Below are 17,663 nucleotides of genomic sequence, written 5' to 3' on the forward strand. Positions count from 1 at the left end.
TTAAAGTAAAAGCCCCATTATCTATTTGGATAATGGGGCTTTCTTTTTAGAAGGTTTACGATAATTTAACGAAGTATTATTCTAGTTTTTTTGCTTTCTCAATCATTTTTGTGATCGTTGAGCCTTGAACAAGAATAGAGAAAACAACGACAGAGTAAGTCATAACAAGGATTAGCTCTCGTACATCAATATTTTTATCTGGGATAACTAAAATACCAGATGGAATCGCCAAAGCCATTGCCAGAGCTAAGCCTCCACGAAGACCGCCCCACGTTAAAATATTAACTGATAGTGGGTTATAGGTTCTGAAACGCTTAAAACCAATGTATGAAATGAAAACACTTAAATAGCGACTTGCTAGTACCAATGGAATAGATATTGCCATTAAGATCCAATCTTCTTGGTGGAACTGGAACAGCAGCATAGACATACCAATAAGAAGAAATAACACGCCATTTAAAAACTCATCAACTAATTCCCAGAAGTGATCTAAATGATCTTCACTCTCTTTTGAAAAGCCAATATAGCGAGTCCAGTTACCAATCATGATTCCCGATACCACCATCGCTAATGGGCCTGAAACATGAAGGGTTTCAGCAAATGCATAACCAGAGGTTGGAATACCTATCGTTAATAGTAACTCCATTGAGTGGTCATTGGTTGAGCTGATTAAGTAATGGAAAATTAGGCCTAAAACTAAACCATAAATGATGCCACCGATAGCTTCTTGTAAAAAGAGGGTGCTAACACTGCCTACTGTTGGTGTTTCTGAACCAAAAGCAATCGTAAATAGAGTGACAAAAATGACCAAACCAAAACCATCATTGAATAGAGATTCACCTTCAATTTGAGTCGAGATACGCTGTGGTGCATTGAGTTTCTTTACAATAGCGAGAACTGCAATTGGATCGGTTGGCGAGATAAGAGCACCAAATAATAGGCAGTAGATTAAATCGAAATTAATACCAATTAGGTTACATATTCCCCATAGGACAAAGCCTATAAAGAAAGTAGAGAATAGAGTTGCTCCTAAAGCCAATACGGTAATTTCCCACTTTTGGTCTTTGAGGTTTTGTAATTTAATTCCTAAACCACCTGCAAACAATAAGAAACCTAATATTCCTTTTAAGAGAAAATCTTCGAAATTTATGTCTGTTAGCGTTTCAGTCGCAATCTCTCTAAGATTAAACCAACCATTATGACCCGCAACAATGATCACTAGTGATAGCATCATTGAACCTGCAGTGATTGCTATGGTTGTTTGCATTTTCCCTATTTTGCTATTAAAAAATGCGATTAACATAGCAGCTGCTGCAAGAAAACAGAGTGTGTTATATACGGACATTGTTTAACCTCTATATATGTTATTTGTGTAACAAAATGTGATAGAGGTCATTTTCCACTCAAATTGATAAATATCAAACTTTATTTCTAATTTGTGAAAATAAAACCATTTTAGACGTCTAGATTTCTATTAGATGTGTGATAGGATTGTAACAGAAAAGTATTATGGATGAGGCTGTACCGTGGCAGGAAGCAATAAGAAAACTCAAATAGAAAAACAACTTTTAGAACGTATACTTTTGATAGATGGTGGTATGGGTACCATGATCCAAGAGTATAAGTTTGAAGAGCAAGATTATCGTGGAGAGCGCTTTAGTGATTGGCATTGTGATTTAAAAGGTAACAATGACCTTTTAGTGCTTTCTCGTCCTCAAATTATCAGGGATATTCATTCTGCTTATTTAGAAGCGGGTGCTGATATTTTAGAAACGAACACCTTTAACTCGACAACGATCGCAATGGCTGACTATGACATGGAAAGCCTGAGTGAAGAAATGAACTTTGAAGCGGCACGATTAGCAAGAGAAGTCGCAGATGAGTGGACATTAAAAACGCCTCATAAACCGCGTTATGTTGCTGGTGTTTTAGGCCCGACGAACCGAACGTGTTCTATTTCCCCAGATGTGAATGACCCTGGTTATCGAAATGTCTCTTTCGATGAATTAGTCGAAGCCTACTCAGAATCAACTCGTGCCTTAATTAAAGGTGGTTCTGATTTAATTCTTATCGAGACTATCTTTGATACCTTGAATGCAAAAGCCTGTTCTTTTGCTGTCGAATCTGTTTTTGAAAAAATGGGTATAACATTACCTGTAATGATCTCCGGTACGATAACCGATGCATCAGGACGTACCTTATCAGGACAAACAACCGAAGCTTTCTATAACGCATTACGTCATGTTAAACCAATCTCATTTGGTTTGAACTGTGCGTTGGGACCTGATGAGTTACGTGAGTATGTAAGTGAGCTATCTCGTATTTCAGAATGCAGCGTGTCTGCGCACCCTAACGCCGGTTTACCTAACGCCTTTGGTGAATATGACCTATCTCCAGAAGAAATGGCTGAGCACGTAAAAGAGTGGGCAGAAAGTGGTTTCTTAAATTTGATCGGTGGCTGTTGTGGCACGACCCCTGAACATATCCGCCAAATGGCACAAGTGGTTGAAGGTGTTAAGCCTCGTCAATTACCAATCCTTCCAGTTGCTTGTCGCTTATCAGGTCTAGAGCCATTAACGATTGAGAAAGACTCTCTTTTTGTAAACGTTGGTGAAAGAACCAATGTTACTGGCTCGGCTCGCTTTAAACGTTTAATTAAAGAAGAGTTATATGATGAAGCATTGAGTGTTGCTCGTGAGCAAGTAGAAAACGGCGCTCAAATCATCGATATCAACATGGATGAAGGCATGCTTGATGCTGAAGCGTGTATGGTTAAATTCTTAAACCTATGTGCTTCAGAACCTGAGATATCTAAAGTTCCTGTAATGGTCGATTCTTCTAAATGGGAAGTTATCGAAGCTGGACTTAAATGCATTCAAGGCAAGGGTATTGTTAACTCAATATCGCTTAAAGAAGGTAAAGAAAAATTCTTACAACAAGCTAAGCTAATCCGTCGCTATGGTGCTGCTGTGATTGTGATGGCTTTTGATGAAGTCGGCCAAGCGGATACGCGTGAGCGAAAAATAGAAATATGTACTAACGCTTATAACATCTTAGTGGATGAAATTGGTTTTCCACCAGAAGACATTATTTTTGACCCAAACATCTTTGCTGTTGCAACGGGGATCGATGAGCATAACAACTACGCTGTTGATTTTATTGAAGCCGTTGCTGATATAAAAAGAACGCTTCCCTATGCCATGATTTCAGGTGGCGTATCTAACGTATCATTCTCATTCCGAGGTAATAATTACGTACGTGAAGCGATTCACGCCGTGTTCTTATATCACTGTTTTAAGAACGGTATGGATATGGGTATCGTAAATGCAGGCCAATTAGAAATTTACGATAATGTACCTGAAGATTTACGTGAAGCGGTAGAAGATGTCGTACTTAACCGTCGTGATGATTCAACAGAACGCTTACTTGATATGGCAACAGAATATCTAGAACGAGCGGTTGGAAAGGTTGAAGATAAATCGGCTTTAGAATGGAGAACATGGTCAGTAGAAAAACGCCTTGAACATTCTTTAGTGAAGGGAATTACTGACTTCATTGTTGAAGATACAGAAGAAGCACGAGTCAATGCAGCTCGCCCTATTGAAGTGATCGAAGGTCCTTTAATGGACGGCATGAACGTCGTGGGTGATTTATTTGGTGAAGGGAAAATGTTTCTTCCTCAAGTCGTAAAATCAGCACGAGTAATGAAACAAGCCGTAGCGCATTTAGAACCCTTTATTAATGCCACTAAAGATGTTGGTTCAACCAATGGCAAAATCTTATTAGCAACAGTGAAAGGTGATGTTCATGATATCGGCAAGAATATCGTAGGGGTAGTTCTTCAATGTAATAACTATGAAATCATAGATCTTGGCGTGATGGTTTCTTGTGAGAAAATTCTAAAAGTAGCGAAAGAAGAAAATGTCGATATTATCGGACTTTCTGGCCTTATTACGCCATCGCTTGATGAGATGGTCCATGTCGCTAAAGAGATGGAACGTCAAGGATTTGATTTACCACTTTTGATTGGTGGGGCAACGACGTCTAAAGCACATACAGCGGTGAAAATTGAGCAAAACTACTCTCAACCTGTAGTTTATGTTAATAACGCTTCTCGTGCGGTTGGTGTTTGTACCTCGTTACTGTCTGATGAATTGAAACCAGCATTTATTGAGAAGTTGGATTTAGATTACGAGCGTGTGCGTGATCAACATAGCCGTAAAACACCACGAACAAAACCCGTTTCACTAGCAAGAGCACGAGCAAACAAAGTCGATATTGATTGGGTAAACTACACGCCTCCAGTACCTGTAAAGCCGGGTGTACATATTATTGATGATATGGATGTTGCGACGTTACGCGAATATATTGATTGGACTCCTTTCTTTATGACATGGTCTTTAATGGGCAAATACCCTGCAATTTTAGAGCATGAAGAGGTGGGTGAAGAAGCGAAGCGTTTATATAAAGACGCGAACGATCTGTTGGATCGTGTAGAAAAAGAAGGCTTACTAAAAGCGCGAGGAATGTGTGCTCTTTTTCCTGCTAACAGTGTTGATGATGATATTGAAGTGTATACCGATGAATCTCGCACTGAGGTATTGAAAGTGCTACATAATTTACGTCAACAAACAGAAAAGCCAAAAGGGTTTAACTATTGTTTATCTGATTATATTGCACCGAAAAAGAGCGGAAAGGCCGATTGGATTGGTGGCTTTGCTGTGACTGGTGGCATTGGTGAACGAGAGCTTGCAGATGACTATAAAGCCAAAGGTGATGATTATAATGCCATTATGATCCAAGCCGTTGCTGACCGTTTAGCTGAAGCGTTTGCCGAGTATTTGCATAAAGAAGTACGTAAAGATATTTGGGGCTATTCTCCAGATGAAGACCTTTCAAATGATGATCTTATCCGTGAAAAGTATCAAGGTATTCGTCCTGCACCTGGATACCCTGCTTGTCCTGAGCATACAGAAAAAGGGACATTGTGGGAGTTGATGGATGTTGAAGAAGCAATAGGAATGTCGTTGACTTCTAGCTACGCTATGTGGCCGGGAGCCTCTGTTTCTGGTATGTATTTCTCTCATCCTGATTCTCGCTATTTTGCGATAGCTCAGATCCAAAAAGATCAAGCAGAGAGTTATGCTGAGAGAAAAGGCTGGAACATGCTAGAGACTGAAAAATGGTTAGGTCCAAACTTAAACTAGTCTTCTTAAATAAAGCACATTAAAACAAAAAGCCCATTCACCAGTAACGAATGGGCTTTTTTAGATTAGCTTAAAGTGTAGGCTTATTTTTCAAAGAGCTCTTTATGTAGCACTTTTACAGCTTGTTTTGACTCTGACTCATGCAGTAAGAAGCAGAGGTTATGCTGACTTGCACCATAACAAATCATACGTAAATTGAAATCCTCTAAAGTACCGAATACTTGTTTAGCTGAGCCTTTAGAGTGACTCATTTGATTACCAATGAGGGCAACTAAGCATAAATTGTGTTCTATTTCTATTGTGCAGAGTTCTTCAAGTTCTTGCTGTGCTTCTGCTGGCAATTCAGGCGCTTTTCCGTTGGTATTTGTTTGATCCAATGTTAATGCAACACTGACTTCAGAAGTTGTAATTAAATCTACAGATATTTGGTATTTTGCCAAAATTTTAAACACTTCGGCAAGGAAACCGTAAGCATGGAACATGTTTGGACTATGCAACGTCACCATCGTTTGATTACAACGCAAGGTTAGTGCTCTAAATAAAGGCGCACTATTTACCTGTTGTTTAATCCATGTGCCGCCTTTTTCTGGTTCTTTTGATGAACCAACAAATACCGGAATTTGATGGCGAAGTGCTGGCAATAGGGTTGATGGATGCAATATTTTAGCCCCATAATTTGCCATTTCAGAGGCTTCGCTGAAACTGATTTCAGGGATTGGTGAGGCAGCAGAGGCAATGCGTGGATCGGTTGTATAAATACCCGGAACATCGGTCCAAATCTCTAATCCACACGCATTCACTGATTCTGCAATCAAAGCGGCACTGTAATCACTGCCTCCTCGACCTAATGTTGTTGTATTCCCTTGGCTATCTGAGCCAACAAAGCCCTGTGTTACAACGATATGTTTTTGGCATAGAGGTATCAGTTTTTCTCTAGCTAAACGAGTAATTTCTTCAAGTTGAGGTTCACCTTTACCAAACTTGGAATCGGTGCGTAGTACGGTTCGAATATCAAAGCGAACCGCAGAATTTCCACGTTCAATCAATAGTTGAGTAAAAAGGTGGGTAGACATTAACTCACCACACGCGACAAGGTGGTCAGTAAGTTTATCGCTAGGTTGGAAAGTCGCAGCGTCAGCCGCTTTTTCTATATCATCAAGAATTTCAAGAATGGCTTTTTCAGGGTAAATTGGATCGGAAAGTTGGTCTAATACTGAAAAATGTATGGACTTGAGTTCAGAAAGGATTGCTTTTTTTCTTTTGTTATCTTGTGTGCCGTTTGCGAGTTCAACTAAAAGATTAGTGACTCCGGAGCAAGCACTGATAACGACAAGGTGAGTATTTTGGTTCTGTTCTATGACATAAGCGCTGCGGCTCATTGCTTCAAAATTTGCAACACTTGTACCGCCAAATTTAGCAACATTTATAGAGTTCACTTTCCTGTCTCCCGACTACATCCAATGTGGAAATAAATGTGAAGAGTCATAGCAAAAAATAAATAGCTGCTAGAAGCTCTCCACTTAAAATTAAGTGGCAATCGTAAGGATTCAGCCAGTACGATCGATAATCTTTTCCCAATCAAGATTATCTCGGCACTGCTCTCCCTCACTTATTTGTTTGGGAGTTTGGGCTCCACAAATAAAGCTACCTAGGCAGTGCTCCTCTTCTGTGTACGTTTTATATAACAAAACATATGTTAACAATGTGCTTTTTTATGAAACAAATGTCAATCAATAGTAATGACTTTATTTGCATTTCTCCGATTTAAAGTAAATATAAGTGTTTTATGGCTATTTTCTATAGTTAAGTCACTCTAATTACTTCGTCTAATTGAGTTTAATTATTATTGTGTCTATTCTTTAAACACCCTATATTTCAAGGAGTGAATGATGCAAAGTTTTATCCCGCCAAAAAGAACCCTTATGGGACCTGGACCTTCTGATATATCGCCACAAGTATTGCAGGCATTAAGTCGCCCAACGATTGGCCACTTAGATCCTCTATTCATTAAAATGATGGATGAAGTAAAAGAGCTACTTAAGTATGCATTTCAAACAGAAAATGAGTTTACCATTGCGGTTTCTGCACCAGGAAGTGCAGGAATGGAAACTTGTTTTGTTAATCTCGTGGAAGAAGGCGAAAAAGTTTTAGTCTGCCGTAATGGTGTTTTTGGCGAGCGTATGCGTCAGAATGTTGAGCGATGTGGTGGAACTGCGATTGTTATCGATGATAAATGGGGTGAGCCAGTTTCACTAAATAAAGTTGAAGAGGCTTTACTGCAACATGCAGATATTAAGATCGTCGCTTTTGTGCATGCAGAGACATCAACCGGTGTATTAAGTGATGCAGAATCCATTTCAACTCTTGCGCGTCAACATGGCTGCTTAACTATTGTTGATGCAGTAACGTCGTTGGGTGGTGTACCATTATTCGTTGATAAATGGCAATTAGATGCGGTTTATTCTGGCTCTCAAAAATGTTTATCTTGTACTCCTGGTTTATCACCTGTGACGTTTTCTAAGCGAGCGGTCGATAAGATGAAATCAAGAACTAAAGCTGTGCAAAGCTGGTTCTTAGATCAAAGCTTAGTCCTGTCTTATTGGAGTGGTGAAGGAAAACGAAGTTATCACCATACTGCGCCTGTAAATAGTTTGTATGCATTGCACGAATCATTATTGATGCTTAAAAATGAAGGATTAGAAGCCGCGTGGAGTCGACATGCATTTTATCATCAAGAATTAAAAGAAGGATTAGAATCGCTAGGTATTCAGTTTATGGTTGATGAAGCGTATCGTTTACCACAGCTTAATGCCGTTTATATTCCAGAAGATGTTAGCGATGTAGAAGTTAGAAGTCGATTACTGAATGAGTATAATTTAGAAATTGGCGCAGGGCTGGGCGATTTAGCCGGAAAGACTTGGCGTATTGGTTTGATGGGGTATGCAGCTAAAAAAGAAAATGTCGCATTATGTTTAAAAGCATTATCTGACGTTCTTTAGGTTACAAATACAAAAGCCGCTAAAAACGTAGCGGCTTTTTACTGTGTCTTTATTTATGATTTTATTTTTGACGTAACTTTTCGTCGAGTTGTACCAATTCAAATTTGTTATTTGGAAAGAGAAAAATGGCTTCTCTTCTAATATCTTCTGCTCTTTTTTCTTCGCCTAAAGCTTGATAAGCAATGATTAGGTTTTGATAAAAGGCTGGTCTTGGCTTGGTTTTAATCAGTTCTTTTGACCAAGTAATATAAGGCGTGATCAGTTCTGGTTTTTTATTCATTATCCCAATGGATAGTTGAGCAGATAACACATCCCAATTAAATCTGTCTTCCCAAATCACAGGATTAGTTACTTGATTTAAAATATCAGGGTTCATTGGTCGAGTCGTTTCAAATTTAGTTAAAACCCAATTCGTGTGAAGTGTTGAAAGCATATAAAAAGCAGTGACAATTGGCAGTACTAATGAGCTGACTCGTAATGTTATTTTACTGATATCACTAATGCGGTACTTTTTATATTTACAGCTTAGTTGATCTATCCAGAACAGAAGAATGATGAATGTAAACCAGTGCAGCATAGAGTGGTAAAATGGATACTCTAATTGACTATGAATAAAGATCGGAGCAATTAAAGCGAGCAAAGCAAATTGTGTATCTAGTTTGCTTTTTCGTATTTTGAGTAACACTCCTCCCGCGGCAATTAACAAACCTAATATTGCAACGATACCACCTTCTACGCCCCAGTATAATACTTCATTGTGAGGATGATCCATTGAAGGCAACCCAGGTTTATAGCTTGATGAAATTTGGTGTTGTTTTGCTGTATATAGGGTGTAATCAGCCTCGAAATTACCATAACCATAACCGGTAATCGGCTTTTCTAAAAACATGTCTAGAGCTTGTGGAAAGGTATATCGTCTTGGACTTTCTAGATCCGCTTTTTGACTAATTAATGATACTTTAGATAAATTATCTTGAGATAAGTTAAATAAAACAAAGCTACCACTAAAACCAATAATTAAGGCTAATACCCAAGAAAAGAAACGTTGTTTTGTACAATATTTCCACATGTATGGCGTTAATAAAATAAGGCTGAAAACCGTCGCTAGCCAACCTGTACGAGACGCTAATACGACGATCAGTGGTAAGGTAAATAAGATCGTTGCATAAAGTAGAGTGAGTGCAATAACATTTTCACGGTATTTAATTGGTTGTCGAGCAAGGAAGTAAGAGGCGATAGCGAGCCCTGTCGCTAGAAAACTTGCCATTACATTGGGTTGTTGAAAAATACCGTAAGGGCGATTTGCTATAACGTTATAACCGAAGCTGTTCCCTTCCTTTAGAAAAAGGTATTGGATATAGCCAAAAACTGCTTCGATTAACACTGAACCGATAATACACCACAAGAGCCACTGCTTCTGTTTATTTGAAAAGGCGAATTGTTGCAGAGTAATGAAGAAAAGTAACCCAGCCCATAAACCTAAAAACTTTCCTAAAGCTAATTGAGGAGAGGCGTCGTGATAGAACAGAGGAAGGGAAAGTAAGCTAACGGCGAACAATAAAACCAGAGTTAAGGTGGAATATTTAATTAGTCCCTGTTTTGCTGTATGAAATAAGGCAATTGCGATTGCAATACTTGCAGGGATCCAAGAGGCGGCATTGAATGCTAGGTGTAGCCCTGAACCTCCTGGGTTAGGTTGGAAAAAATGAGCACAAACAAAGAAAAGAACACTTAAGCTGAATAGATAGGATTTAGTTAATGGTTTTTTAATCTTTCTAGCTTCTAATAATGTTCCTTGAGTGAGTAGCGTTGCCATGTTTCATTAATTCCTTATTACGAGCATGAGAATAAAAGTAAAGCCAACAAAATGCTGGCTTTATTCTATCTGATCCAAGCAATAAAAGGCTTAATTTTATTACTTTAGCATTGGTTTTAAGAAGCGTGCCGTATGAGAGCCCTCAATTAATGCAACATCTTCTGGTGTTCCCTCTGCGATGATCTCTCCGCCTCCTTGTCCACCTTCTGGGCCCAAGTCGATAATCCAGTCTGCGGTTTTAACAACATCAAGGTTATGTTCGATCACGACAATGGTATTACCTCGCTCACGTAAACGATGCAAGACGTTCAATAGTTGCTGAATATCATGAAAATGCAGACCTGTTGTCGGCTCATCTAGAATATAAAGCGTTTTCCCGGTGTCTCGTTTTGATAGTTCACGAGCTAGTTTAACCCGTTGAGCTTCACCACCAGATAGTGTCGTCGCAGCTTGCCCTAAACGAATATAAGACAGTCCTACATCCATTAAGGTTTGTAGTTTTCTAGCGATAACAGGTACTGGTTCAAAGAAAGAGTGAGCATCTTCAATCGTCATTTGAAGAACTTCATCAATACTCTTGCCTTTGTATTTTACTTCTAGTGTTTCGCGATTATATCGTTTACCAGTACATACATCACATGGCACATAAACATCAGGTAAGAAATGCATTTCTACTTTGATTACACCATCACCTTGGCACGCTTCACAGCGACCGCCGCGAACGTTAAAGCTAAAGCGACCTGGTTTATAACCACGAGAGCGAGATTCGGGCGTACCAGAAAACAGCTCACGAATTGGTGTGAAAATTCCGGTATAAGTCGCAGGGTTTGAGCGAGGTGTTCGGCCTATTGGGCTTTGATCTATGTCGATAACTTTATCAAAATGTTCGATCCCTTTGATCTTCTTATAGGGTGCTGGTTCTGACGTGGTGGCTCCGTTTAATTGGGTATGAGCAATTTTAAAGAACGTATCGTTAATCAGTGTAGATTTACCTGAACCAGAAACCCCTGTTACACAAGTAAAAAGACCGACAGGTAATCTTAATGTCACGTTTTTTAGGTTGTTGCCTGTCGCGCCAATTAACTCAACCTGCTTTTTCGGATCGGCTTTGATGCGCTCTTTAGGCACCGCGATTTCTTTAGCACCACTTAAGTATTGACCTGTTAGCGAATCTGGATTTGAAATAATATCTTGATAGCTACCTTCTGCAACAATATGACCTCCATGAATTCCTGCCCCAGGGCCAATATCAATAATATGATCGGCACTTCTTATCGCATCCTCATCATGTTCAACAACAATAACGGTATTACCAAGATCACGAAGGTGGTTAAGGGTTTTCAATAGGCGTTCATTATCTCGTTGATGAAGACCAATGGAAGGCTCATCAAGAACGTACATAACACCAACTAACCCGGCACCTATTTGACTTGCCAGACGAATACGTTGAGCCTCGCCACCAGAAAGAGTATCAGCACTGCGTGATAAATTAAGATAATTTAAGCCAACATTGATAAGGAAATGCAGCCGTTCATTAATCTCCTTCATTACTTTATCTGCTATTTGAGCTTTTTGTCCTTTTAGTTCCAATGTACTAAAAAAGGCCATTGAATCTTGAATACTCATCTCACAGATTTCAGGTAATGTTGTATCACCAACAAATACGCTACGAGCTTCTAAACGTAAGCGAGTACCGTGACAGCTTGAGCATGATTGAGTTGAAATATACTTTGATAGATCATCACGCACAGAGCTTGATTCTGTTTCTTTGTAGCGACGGTCAAGCGTATTTAATATTCCTTCAAAAGGGTGACGCTTAACGCGTAGATCGCCGCGGTCATTGCTGTATTGGAACTCAACTTCTTCCGTTCCTGAACCATTAAGAATGATATTTTGAAATTTCTTTGATAATGATTTAAATGGCACAAAAAGATCAAATCCATAGTGCTTGGCTAATGAACCTAACATTTGAAAGTAATAATAGTTTTTTTGATCCCAACCTTTAATCGCCCCTTCAGCAATACTGAGCTTATTATCTAAAACAATACGATCAGCATCAAAATACTGTTGAACCCCTAAGCCATCACAAGTACCACAGGCACCTGCTGGGTTGTTGAATGAAAACAGGCGAGGTTCAAGTTCAGACATGCTGTAACCACAATGTGGACACGCAAAATTGGCAGAAAAAATTAGAGGCTCATGATCGGTGTCATCCATATAATCAACAACAGCAATACCACCAGTGAGTTCTAGTGCGGTTTCAAAAGATTCGGCAAGACGTTGTTTTAAATCATCTCGAACTTTAAAGCGATCAACAACCACTTCAATAGTGTGCTTTTTATGAAGTTCTAATGTTGGTGGATCGGAGAGATCACACACTTCACCATCAATACGAGCACGAATAAACCCTTGGGCAGCTAAATTTTCTAAGGTTTTAACATGCTCACCTTTACGCTCTTTCACAATTGGAGCCAATAGCATGAGTTTTGTGCCTTCTGGCAACTCTAACGCTTTATCAACCATTTGACTGATTGTTTGTGCGGTTAGTTCGACATGATGTTCAGGACAGCGAGGTTCACCAATACGAGCATACAAAAGACGTAAATAATCATAAATCTCAGTAATCGTACCAACAGTAGAGCGAGGGTTATGAGATGTTGATTTTTGTTCGATAGAAATAGCAGGAGATAGGCCTTCAATGTGGTCAACATCTGGCTTTTCCATTAATGATAAGAACTGACGAGCGTATGCAGATAAAGACTCTACATAGCGTCGCTGACCTTCTGCATACAAAGTATCAAAGGCCAAAGAGGATTTTCCTGAACCAGATAACCCTGTAATAACGGTTAGCTTATCTCTTGGGATAGTTAAACTAATGTCTTTTAGGTTATGGGTTCTTGCCCCTCTAACTTCAATTTTATCCATGGAAATGTCTCTCTGCTTTAAAGAATAACTAGGATAAGTATTGCACAGAGTATCAAAACAACAAAGAGGTACTGGGTAAAAAAACAGTGGTTTTATTAAATTGGAGATAGTATGGGGGAAATGAAAACGCCTTGATATGTATCACAAGGCGTTTACATACTGGCATGTAGAGGTTTTACTTTTTACCTGTCGTTTGCTTTGCGAGTTCTGAAGATTTTTTATCTTTTAAATAAACATTCTCGTAGCAGTAGTTAGTTGCCTCGATGTAACCTTCAACGCTACCACAGTCAAAACGCTTACCTTTAAATTTATAGGCAAGAACACACCCTGATTGAGCTTGTTTTAGTAGTGCATCCGTGATTTGGATTTCACCACCTTTACCTGGCTCTGTGGTTTCTAGAATTTCAAAAATATCAGGAGTTAAAATGTAGCGACCAATAATCGCAAGGTTGCTTGGTGCTGTACCTGGTTCTGGTTTTTCAACCATGTTGTCTACACGATATAAATCGTCTTTGATCATCTCACCAGCAATTACGCCGTATTTGTGAGTTTCATCGTCTGGCACTTCTTCTACTGCCACAATAGAGCAGCGGAATTGTTTATACAGCGCAACCATTTGAGAAAGAACACCTTGCTCTTCATTTACGCATAAATCATCAGCAAGTACGACTGCAAATGGTTCATCACCGACTAACTCACGGCCAGTAAGAATAGCATGACCTAAACCTTTCATTTCTCGTTGGCGGATATAGGTAAAGTTAGCCGCGTCGATCAGCTCACGCACATCTTCCAGTAACTCTTCTTTATTTGTGCCACTAATTTGATGTTCTAGCTCGTAGTTTTTATCAAAGTGGTCCATTAAAGAGTGCTTACCACGACCTGTTACGACACAAATTCCATCCATACCTGCATTGATAGCTTCTTCTACGCCGTATTCAATCAGAGGTTTGTTAACTACTGGCATCATTTCTTTTGGCATTGATTTCGTTGCTGGTAAAAAACGAGTGCCGTAGCCTGCGGCAGGAAAGAGACATTTTTTGATCATTACAAGGTCCTAGAAAACAAGATTAAAATGAGTAAATAATGCTTACTTGAGCATTACTGTTATGAGTGCAGTTTAGCGATTAAGTAAACTGAAATGAAGCGCTTTAGGTGAAAAGAGAGCTTAGTATCATTATTAATTAAGTAATATTCATTAGTTCTTTAAACCAATCCCAAATTCCGAATGAGAAATTATGAAATATATCGATTCCTAGTGCTGATTTTATTAAATATAAAGTAATAACCGCTAGAGAAAATAAGCTCATTACACCTAGGGATGTTAACAATGTCATGATAAAAAGAGCAAAAGGAGATTCACTTCTTAGCTGTTGTCTAAAATCACGACCTAATAAGAAGACGAAAAAGTAGCGTTTATTGAATATAGAAACGCTTTTTCGTTTGCTCAGCAAAGCTGGCAAACCCGTCTGTTTGTAAGAAAGCAGAGTCACCCCGACTAAGGGGAAGACAATCTGAATGGCAAGGGCGTCACTGGCCAACGGTGGGGTCTGAAGGAAGCCATAGGAAGTTAGATGTACACAACTAACCGTAACCTGTTTCGGCAGCATTGGTGGGTAAGCGTCCGAAATAGCGCGAAGCCCGATACTTAGTCAGACCAATGTTGTGCTTGAGGGTGGGATATCTAACAGGGAGTCAGTGCAATAACTGGGGAAGTCTGGCATCAGATCCAGCTATCAGCTGGAAGCATTATATCAAGAGGTGACTCAAGAATAGTGTTGGTGTGAGGTGGCAGATGAACCCGTAGTAGTGAGTAAGGCTAGGCCGATTAAAGCCAGTAATGGTGTGGAGGATAAAACCAAGCCGACTATCAGCAGCGTGTCTGATTAGAGTCAATTGTTACCAAAAGTGCAATTGGTTGCGAAGGGGGGAAGCTTACTTAAAGACTATTACGGAATATTAGCGATGTTATATGGGTACACAAGCTATTTGACGAAATAGGACATCTGGATTTGGTTACTTAGGAATAAGTGGACTGATACCAAGAGCCGTACAGAGGAGTAATCACAGACCTTGAGGTAGATTGCCAACTGGCTAGAACGTCTCAAATCTGTGATGAAACACACTCACCATACAGACAAGAAAATACGAAATAATAGCGCACTTAATTGATGGAAAAACGATGAGAAAATTCTACAGCTTATATGGACGCTTACTCGATTTGAGAGGGTTATATAATGCATTTAAACAAGTGAAAAGAGCAAAAGGTGCGGCCGGAATAGACAGGCAGAGCCTGAGTGACTTTGAACAAAATTTAGTAGAAAACTTAACGGCTCTTCATCAGGAATTAAGCCTTAAAACGTATCAACCTCAACCTGTTAAACGGGTAGAAATACCCAAAGATGGTGGTGGAATTCGTCTATTAGGTGTTCCGACGGTTCGAGATCGCATTGTACAACAAGCCATCGTTGATGTGCTTGACCCCATTTTTGACCCAAACTTTCATCCGTCAAGCTACGGATACAGAAAAGGGCGAAGTTGCCACCATGCAATCAATAAAGCATCAATGTTTATCCGACAATATCAACGACAATATGTCGTTGATATGGACTTATCGAAATGCTTCGACATGCTCGATCATGACTTGATAATTGAGAGCATAAAGAGACGAGTAACAGATGGAAGTCTCCTAAAACTCATCAGGCAGTTTCTCGAAAGTGGGGTAATGATAAATGGGACATACGAGCCGACGACGATAGGCAGTCCGCAAGGTGGGGTAATTAGCCCCCTTATTGCTAATATCTATCTCGATAGATTCGATCAGCAAATGATGGCAAGAAATCATCGCATAGTGCGCTATGCGGATGATATTTTAATCCTATGCTGCACGAAAAAGGCAGCGGAAAATGCTTATGCCACGGCGGAAAAGATCCTAGAGGGCGAACTCAAGTTGGAGATCAACAAAGAGAAAAGCCACATAGCACACAGTGATGAGGGAATTAAGTTCTTAGGAGTAGAAATAAAGAGTAGATATACTCAAATTCAACCTAAGAAATTAACTGCCTTCAAAAATAAAGTTCGAGATTTAAGCCGAAGAAATGGCGGTAAGCCACTATTGCAGGTAATCAAAGAGCTAAATCCCCTGTTGCGTGGTTTTAGCCAATACTTTCGGATAGCCAATGCCAGTAAGCAGTTTAAAGCATTAGCAGTTTGGATAAGAAGGCGACTTCGTAGTATCCAGTTAAGGCTTCATCGATGGTTAAAGCAGCATGGTTACAAACCGCCCTTCAAATGCATCAACATGCGAGTATGGAACTCGTCAAAGAGTCCACTAGCGAGCTATGCTATGCCAAATCAGTGGTTTACCGAGTTAGGAGTATTTAATCTTGAAACGAGTAAGTGTCGGAAAAGTGCTCACATACGAATATAAGTAAGCAGGAGCCGTGTACGAGGTCCGTACGCACGGTTCTGTGAGAGGGATGAGGCGGTAACGCCTCACCCTACTCGATGTTTTATGTTGCTAATTTAAGGGGTTATTTTTCTACACTGCCGCCTTGACCATATTCAAAAGCCTTGATTACACCCTTAACACCTTTAATATTACGAGCTACATCTGCAGCAATATCACCTTGCTCTTCTGTTACAAACCCGACTAAGAATACTTCTTGTGCTTCTGTAAATACACTTACTTTAATGCCATTTAATTCAGATGTTGCAAGCAAAGACGATTTTACCTTTGTAGTAATCCAGTTATCGTTATTCACTTGTGTAAATGTCAATAAAGGACGAATTCTAATTTGGTTGTAAACAGTACTAACACCATTCATTGCTTTAATCTGTTGTTCAAACTTTTGATTTATTTGAGCATCCTTCGCTTGTCCCATTAACAGTACTTTACCGTCATAGGAAACTGCACTTACTCGCATATTATATTGATAAGGAGATTTGTTCGCTAAGCCTGTTGCTTCTAATGATCGGTTTTTATCTGACAACTGTTCTTTCATTGAGCGGTTGTCTGTTACTACGGAAGCAGTTGTTGCTGCCCCTGCAATAAATAAACCAGCACACCCTTGTAATAAAACGGCAGAAAGTAAAAGCGCACTTAATCTAACTAATTTCATATGATTACTCAGAATGTTGTGGGAAGAGAACTTGATCAACAAGATCGCAAATACAATGTAAAGTTAAAAGGTGAACCTCCTGGATACGAGCGACTCGATGAGAAGGGATCCGGATCTCTACATCAGATTCACCTAATAGACCAGCCATTACGCCCCCGTCCATGCCAGTGAGGGCGATAATAGTCATATCACGACTTACCGCTGCTTCCATTGCCTTTAGGATATCTTGACTGTTTCCACTTGTCGATAAGACAAGTAAGATATCACCAGGTTGGCCTAGCGCCCTGACTTGCTTAGAGAATATTTCCTCGTAATTATAATCATTGGCAATCGCTGTTAATGTTGATGTGTCTGCGGTGAGCGCCATAGCAGGTAAACTAGGACGTTCTGTTTCAAAGCGATTTAATAAGCATGATGCGAATTGCTGTGCATTAGATGCAGAACCACCATTACCGCAACATAGAATCTTATTGCCATTTAGCAAGGTAGCAACCATTGCCTGAGAAGCATGCATAATATGATCAGGAAGCGCTTCAGCTGCCGCAATTTGAATTTGAATACTTTCAGTAAAGCTTTCTTTGATGTGTTCTAGCATTGT

At 39.6% G+C, this 17,663-nt stretch carries 10 protein-coding genes and 1 riboswitch; of the genes, 3 read left to right on the forward strand and 7 right to left on the reverse strand.

Annotation, left to right across the window (positions count from 1 at the left end; translation table 11 throughout):
* Positions 1 to 76 precede the first annotated feature (76 nt).
* Positions 77 to 1,345 carry a cation:proton antiporter gene (locus AC2IP4_RS01695; protein ID WP_375321242.1) on the reverse strand — a complete coding sequence of 423 codons (1,269 nt, stop codon included), beginning with the start codon at positions 1,343 to 1,345 and terminating at the stop codon, positions 77 to 79.
* 181 nt (positions 1,346 to 1,526) lie between these two features.
* Here AC2IP4_RS01695 and metH point away from each other — a divergent pair, with 181 nt between their 5' ends.
* Positions 1,527 to 5,207, forward strand: a complete 3,681-nt coding sequence (metH, locus tag AC2IP4_RS01700) for a methionine synthase (RefSeq protein WP_375321241.1) — start codon at positions 1,527 to 1,529, stop codon at positions 5,205 to 5,207.
* Between the two features lie 83 nt (positions 5,208 to 5,290).
* On the opposite strand, the gene lysC is transcribed toward metH, so the two are convergent.
* Complete coding sequence (lysC, locus tag AC2IP4_RS01705; protein ID WP_375321240.1) at positions 5,291 to 6,643, reverse strand: lysine-sensitive aspartokinase 3; 1,353 nt, start codon at positions 6,641 to 6,643, stop codon at positions 5,291 to 5,293.
* A gap of 65 nt (positions 6,644 to 6,708) precedes the next feature.
* A riboswitch (Lysine riboswitch) is annotated at positions 6,709 to 6,881 on the reverse strand.
* 215 nt (positions 6,882 to 7,096) lie between these two features.
* Here lysC and AC2IP4_RS01710 point away from each other — a divergent pair.
* Positions 7,097 to 8,206 carry a pyridoxal-phosphate-dependent aminotransferase family protein gene (locus AC2IP4_RS01710; protein ID WP_486310735.1) on the forward strand — a complete coding sequence of 370 codons (1,110 nt, stop codon included), beginning with the start codon at positions 7,097 to 7,099 and terminating at the stop codon, positions 8,204 to 8,206.
* 61 nt (positions 8,207 to 8,267) lie between these two features.
* Here AC2IP4_RS01710 and AC2IP4_RS01715 read toward each other — a convergent pair whose 3' ends face one another.
* The 3 genes from AC2IP4_RS01715 to galU form a co-directional block, all read right to left on the reverse strand.
* Positions 8,268 to 10,022, reverse strand: coding sequence for a PglL family O-oligosaccharyltransferase (locus AC2IP4_RS01715; protein WP_130044428.1), 1,755 nt, complete (start codon positions 10,020 to 10,022; stop codon positions 8,268 to 8,270).
* A gap of 99 nt (positions 10,023 to 10,121) precedes the next feature.
* Complete coding sequence (gene uvrA / locus AC2IP4_RS01720) at positions 10,122 to 12,947, reverse strand: excinuclease ABC subunit UvrA (RefSeq protein WP_486310503.1); 2,826 nt, start codon at positions 12,945 to 12,947, stop codon at positions 10,122 to 10,124.
* A 175-nt stretch (positions 12,948 to 13,122) separates the two neighbouring features.
* Positions 13,123 to 13,992 carry a UTP--glucose-1-phosphate uridylyltransferase GalU gene (galU, locus tag AC2IP4_RS01725; RefSeq protein ID WP_375321237.1) on the reverse strand — a complete coding sequence of 290 codons (870 nt, stop codon included), beginning with the start codon at positions 13,990 to 13,992 and terminating at the stop codon, positions 13,123 to 13,125.
* Between the two features lie 1,134 nt (positions 13,993 to 15,126).
* Between galU and ltrA the strand changes: the two genes are divergently transcribed.
* A complete protein-coding gene (gene ltrA / locus AC2IP4_RS01730; RefSeq protein WP_486306755.1) occupies positions 15,127 to 16,374 on the forward strand; it encodes a group II intron reverse transcriptase/maturase in 1,248 nt (415 codons plus the stop codon).
* 103 nt (positions 16,375 to 16,477) lie between these two features.
* Here the strand turns inward: ltrA and AC2IP4_RS01735 are convergent, their stop codons facing one another.
* Both AC2IP4_RS01735 and AC2IP4_RS01740 read right to left on the reverse strand, forming a co-directional pair.
* The gene (locus AC2IP4_RS01735; RefSeq protein WP_375321235.1) at positions 16,478 to 17,065 is read right to left on the reverse strand and encodes a BON domain-containing protein; all 588 of its coding nucleotides are present in this window, start codon (positions 17,063 to 17,065) and stop codon (positions 16,478 to 16,480) included.
* Between the two features lie 4 nt (positions 17,066 to 17,069).
* Positions 17,070 to 17,660, reverse strand: coding sequence for a phosphoheptose isomerase (locus AC2IP4_RS01740; RefSeq protein WP_375321234.1), 591 nt, complete (start codon positions 17,658 to 17,660; stop codon positions 17,070 to 17,072).
* Positions 17,661 to 17,663: the final 3 nt, after the last annotated feature.

It is taken from the genome of Aliivibrio thorii (genome assembly GCF_057368585.1).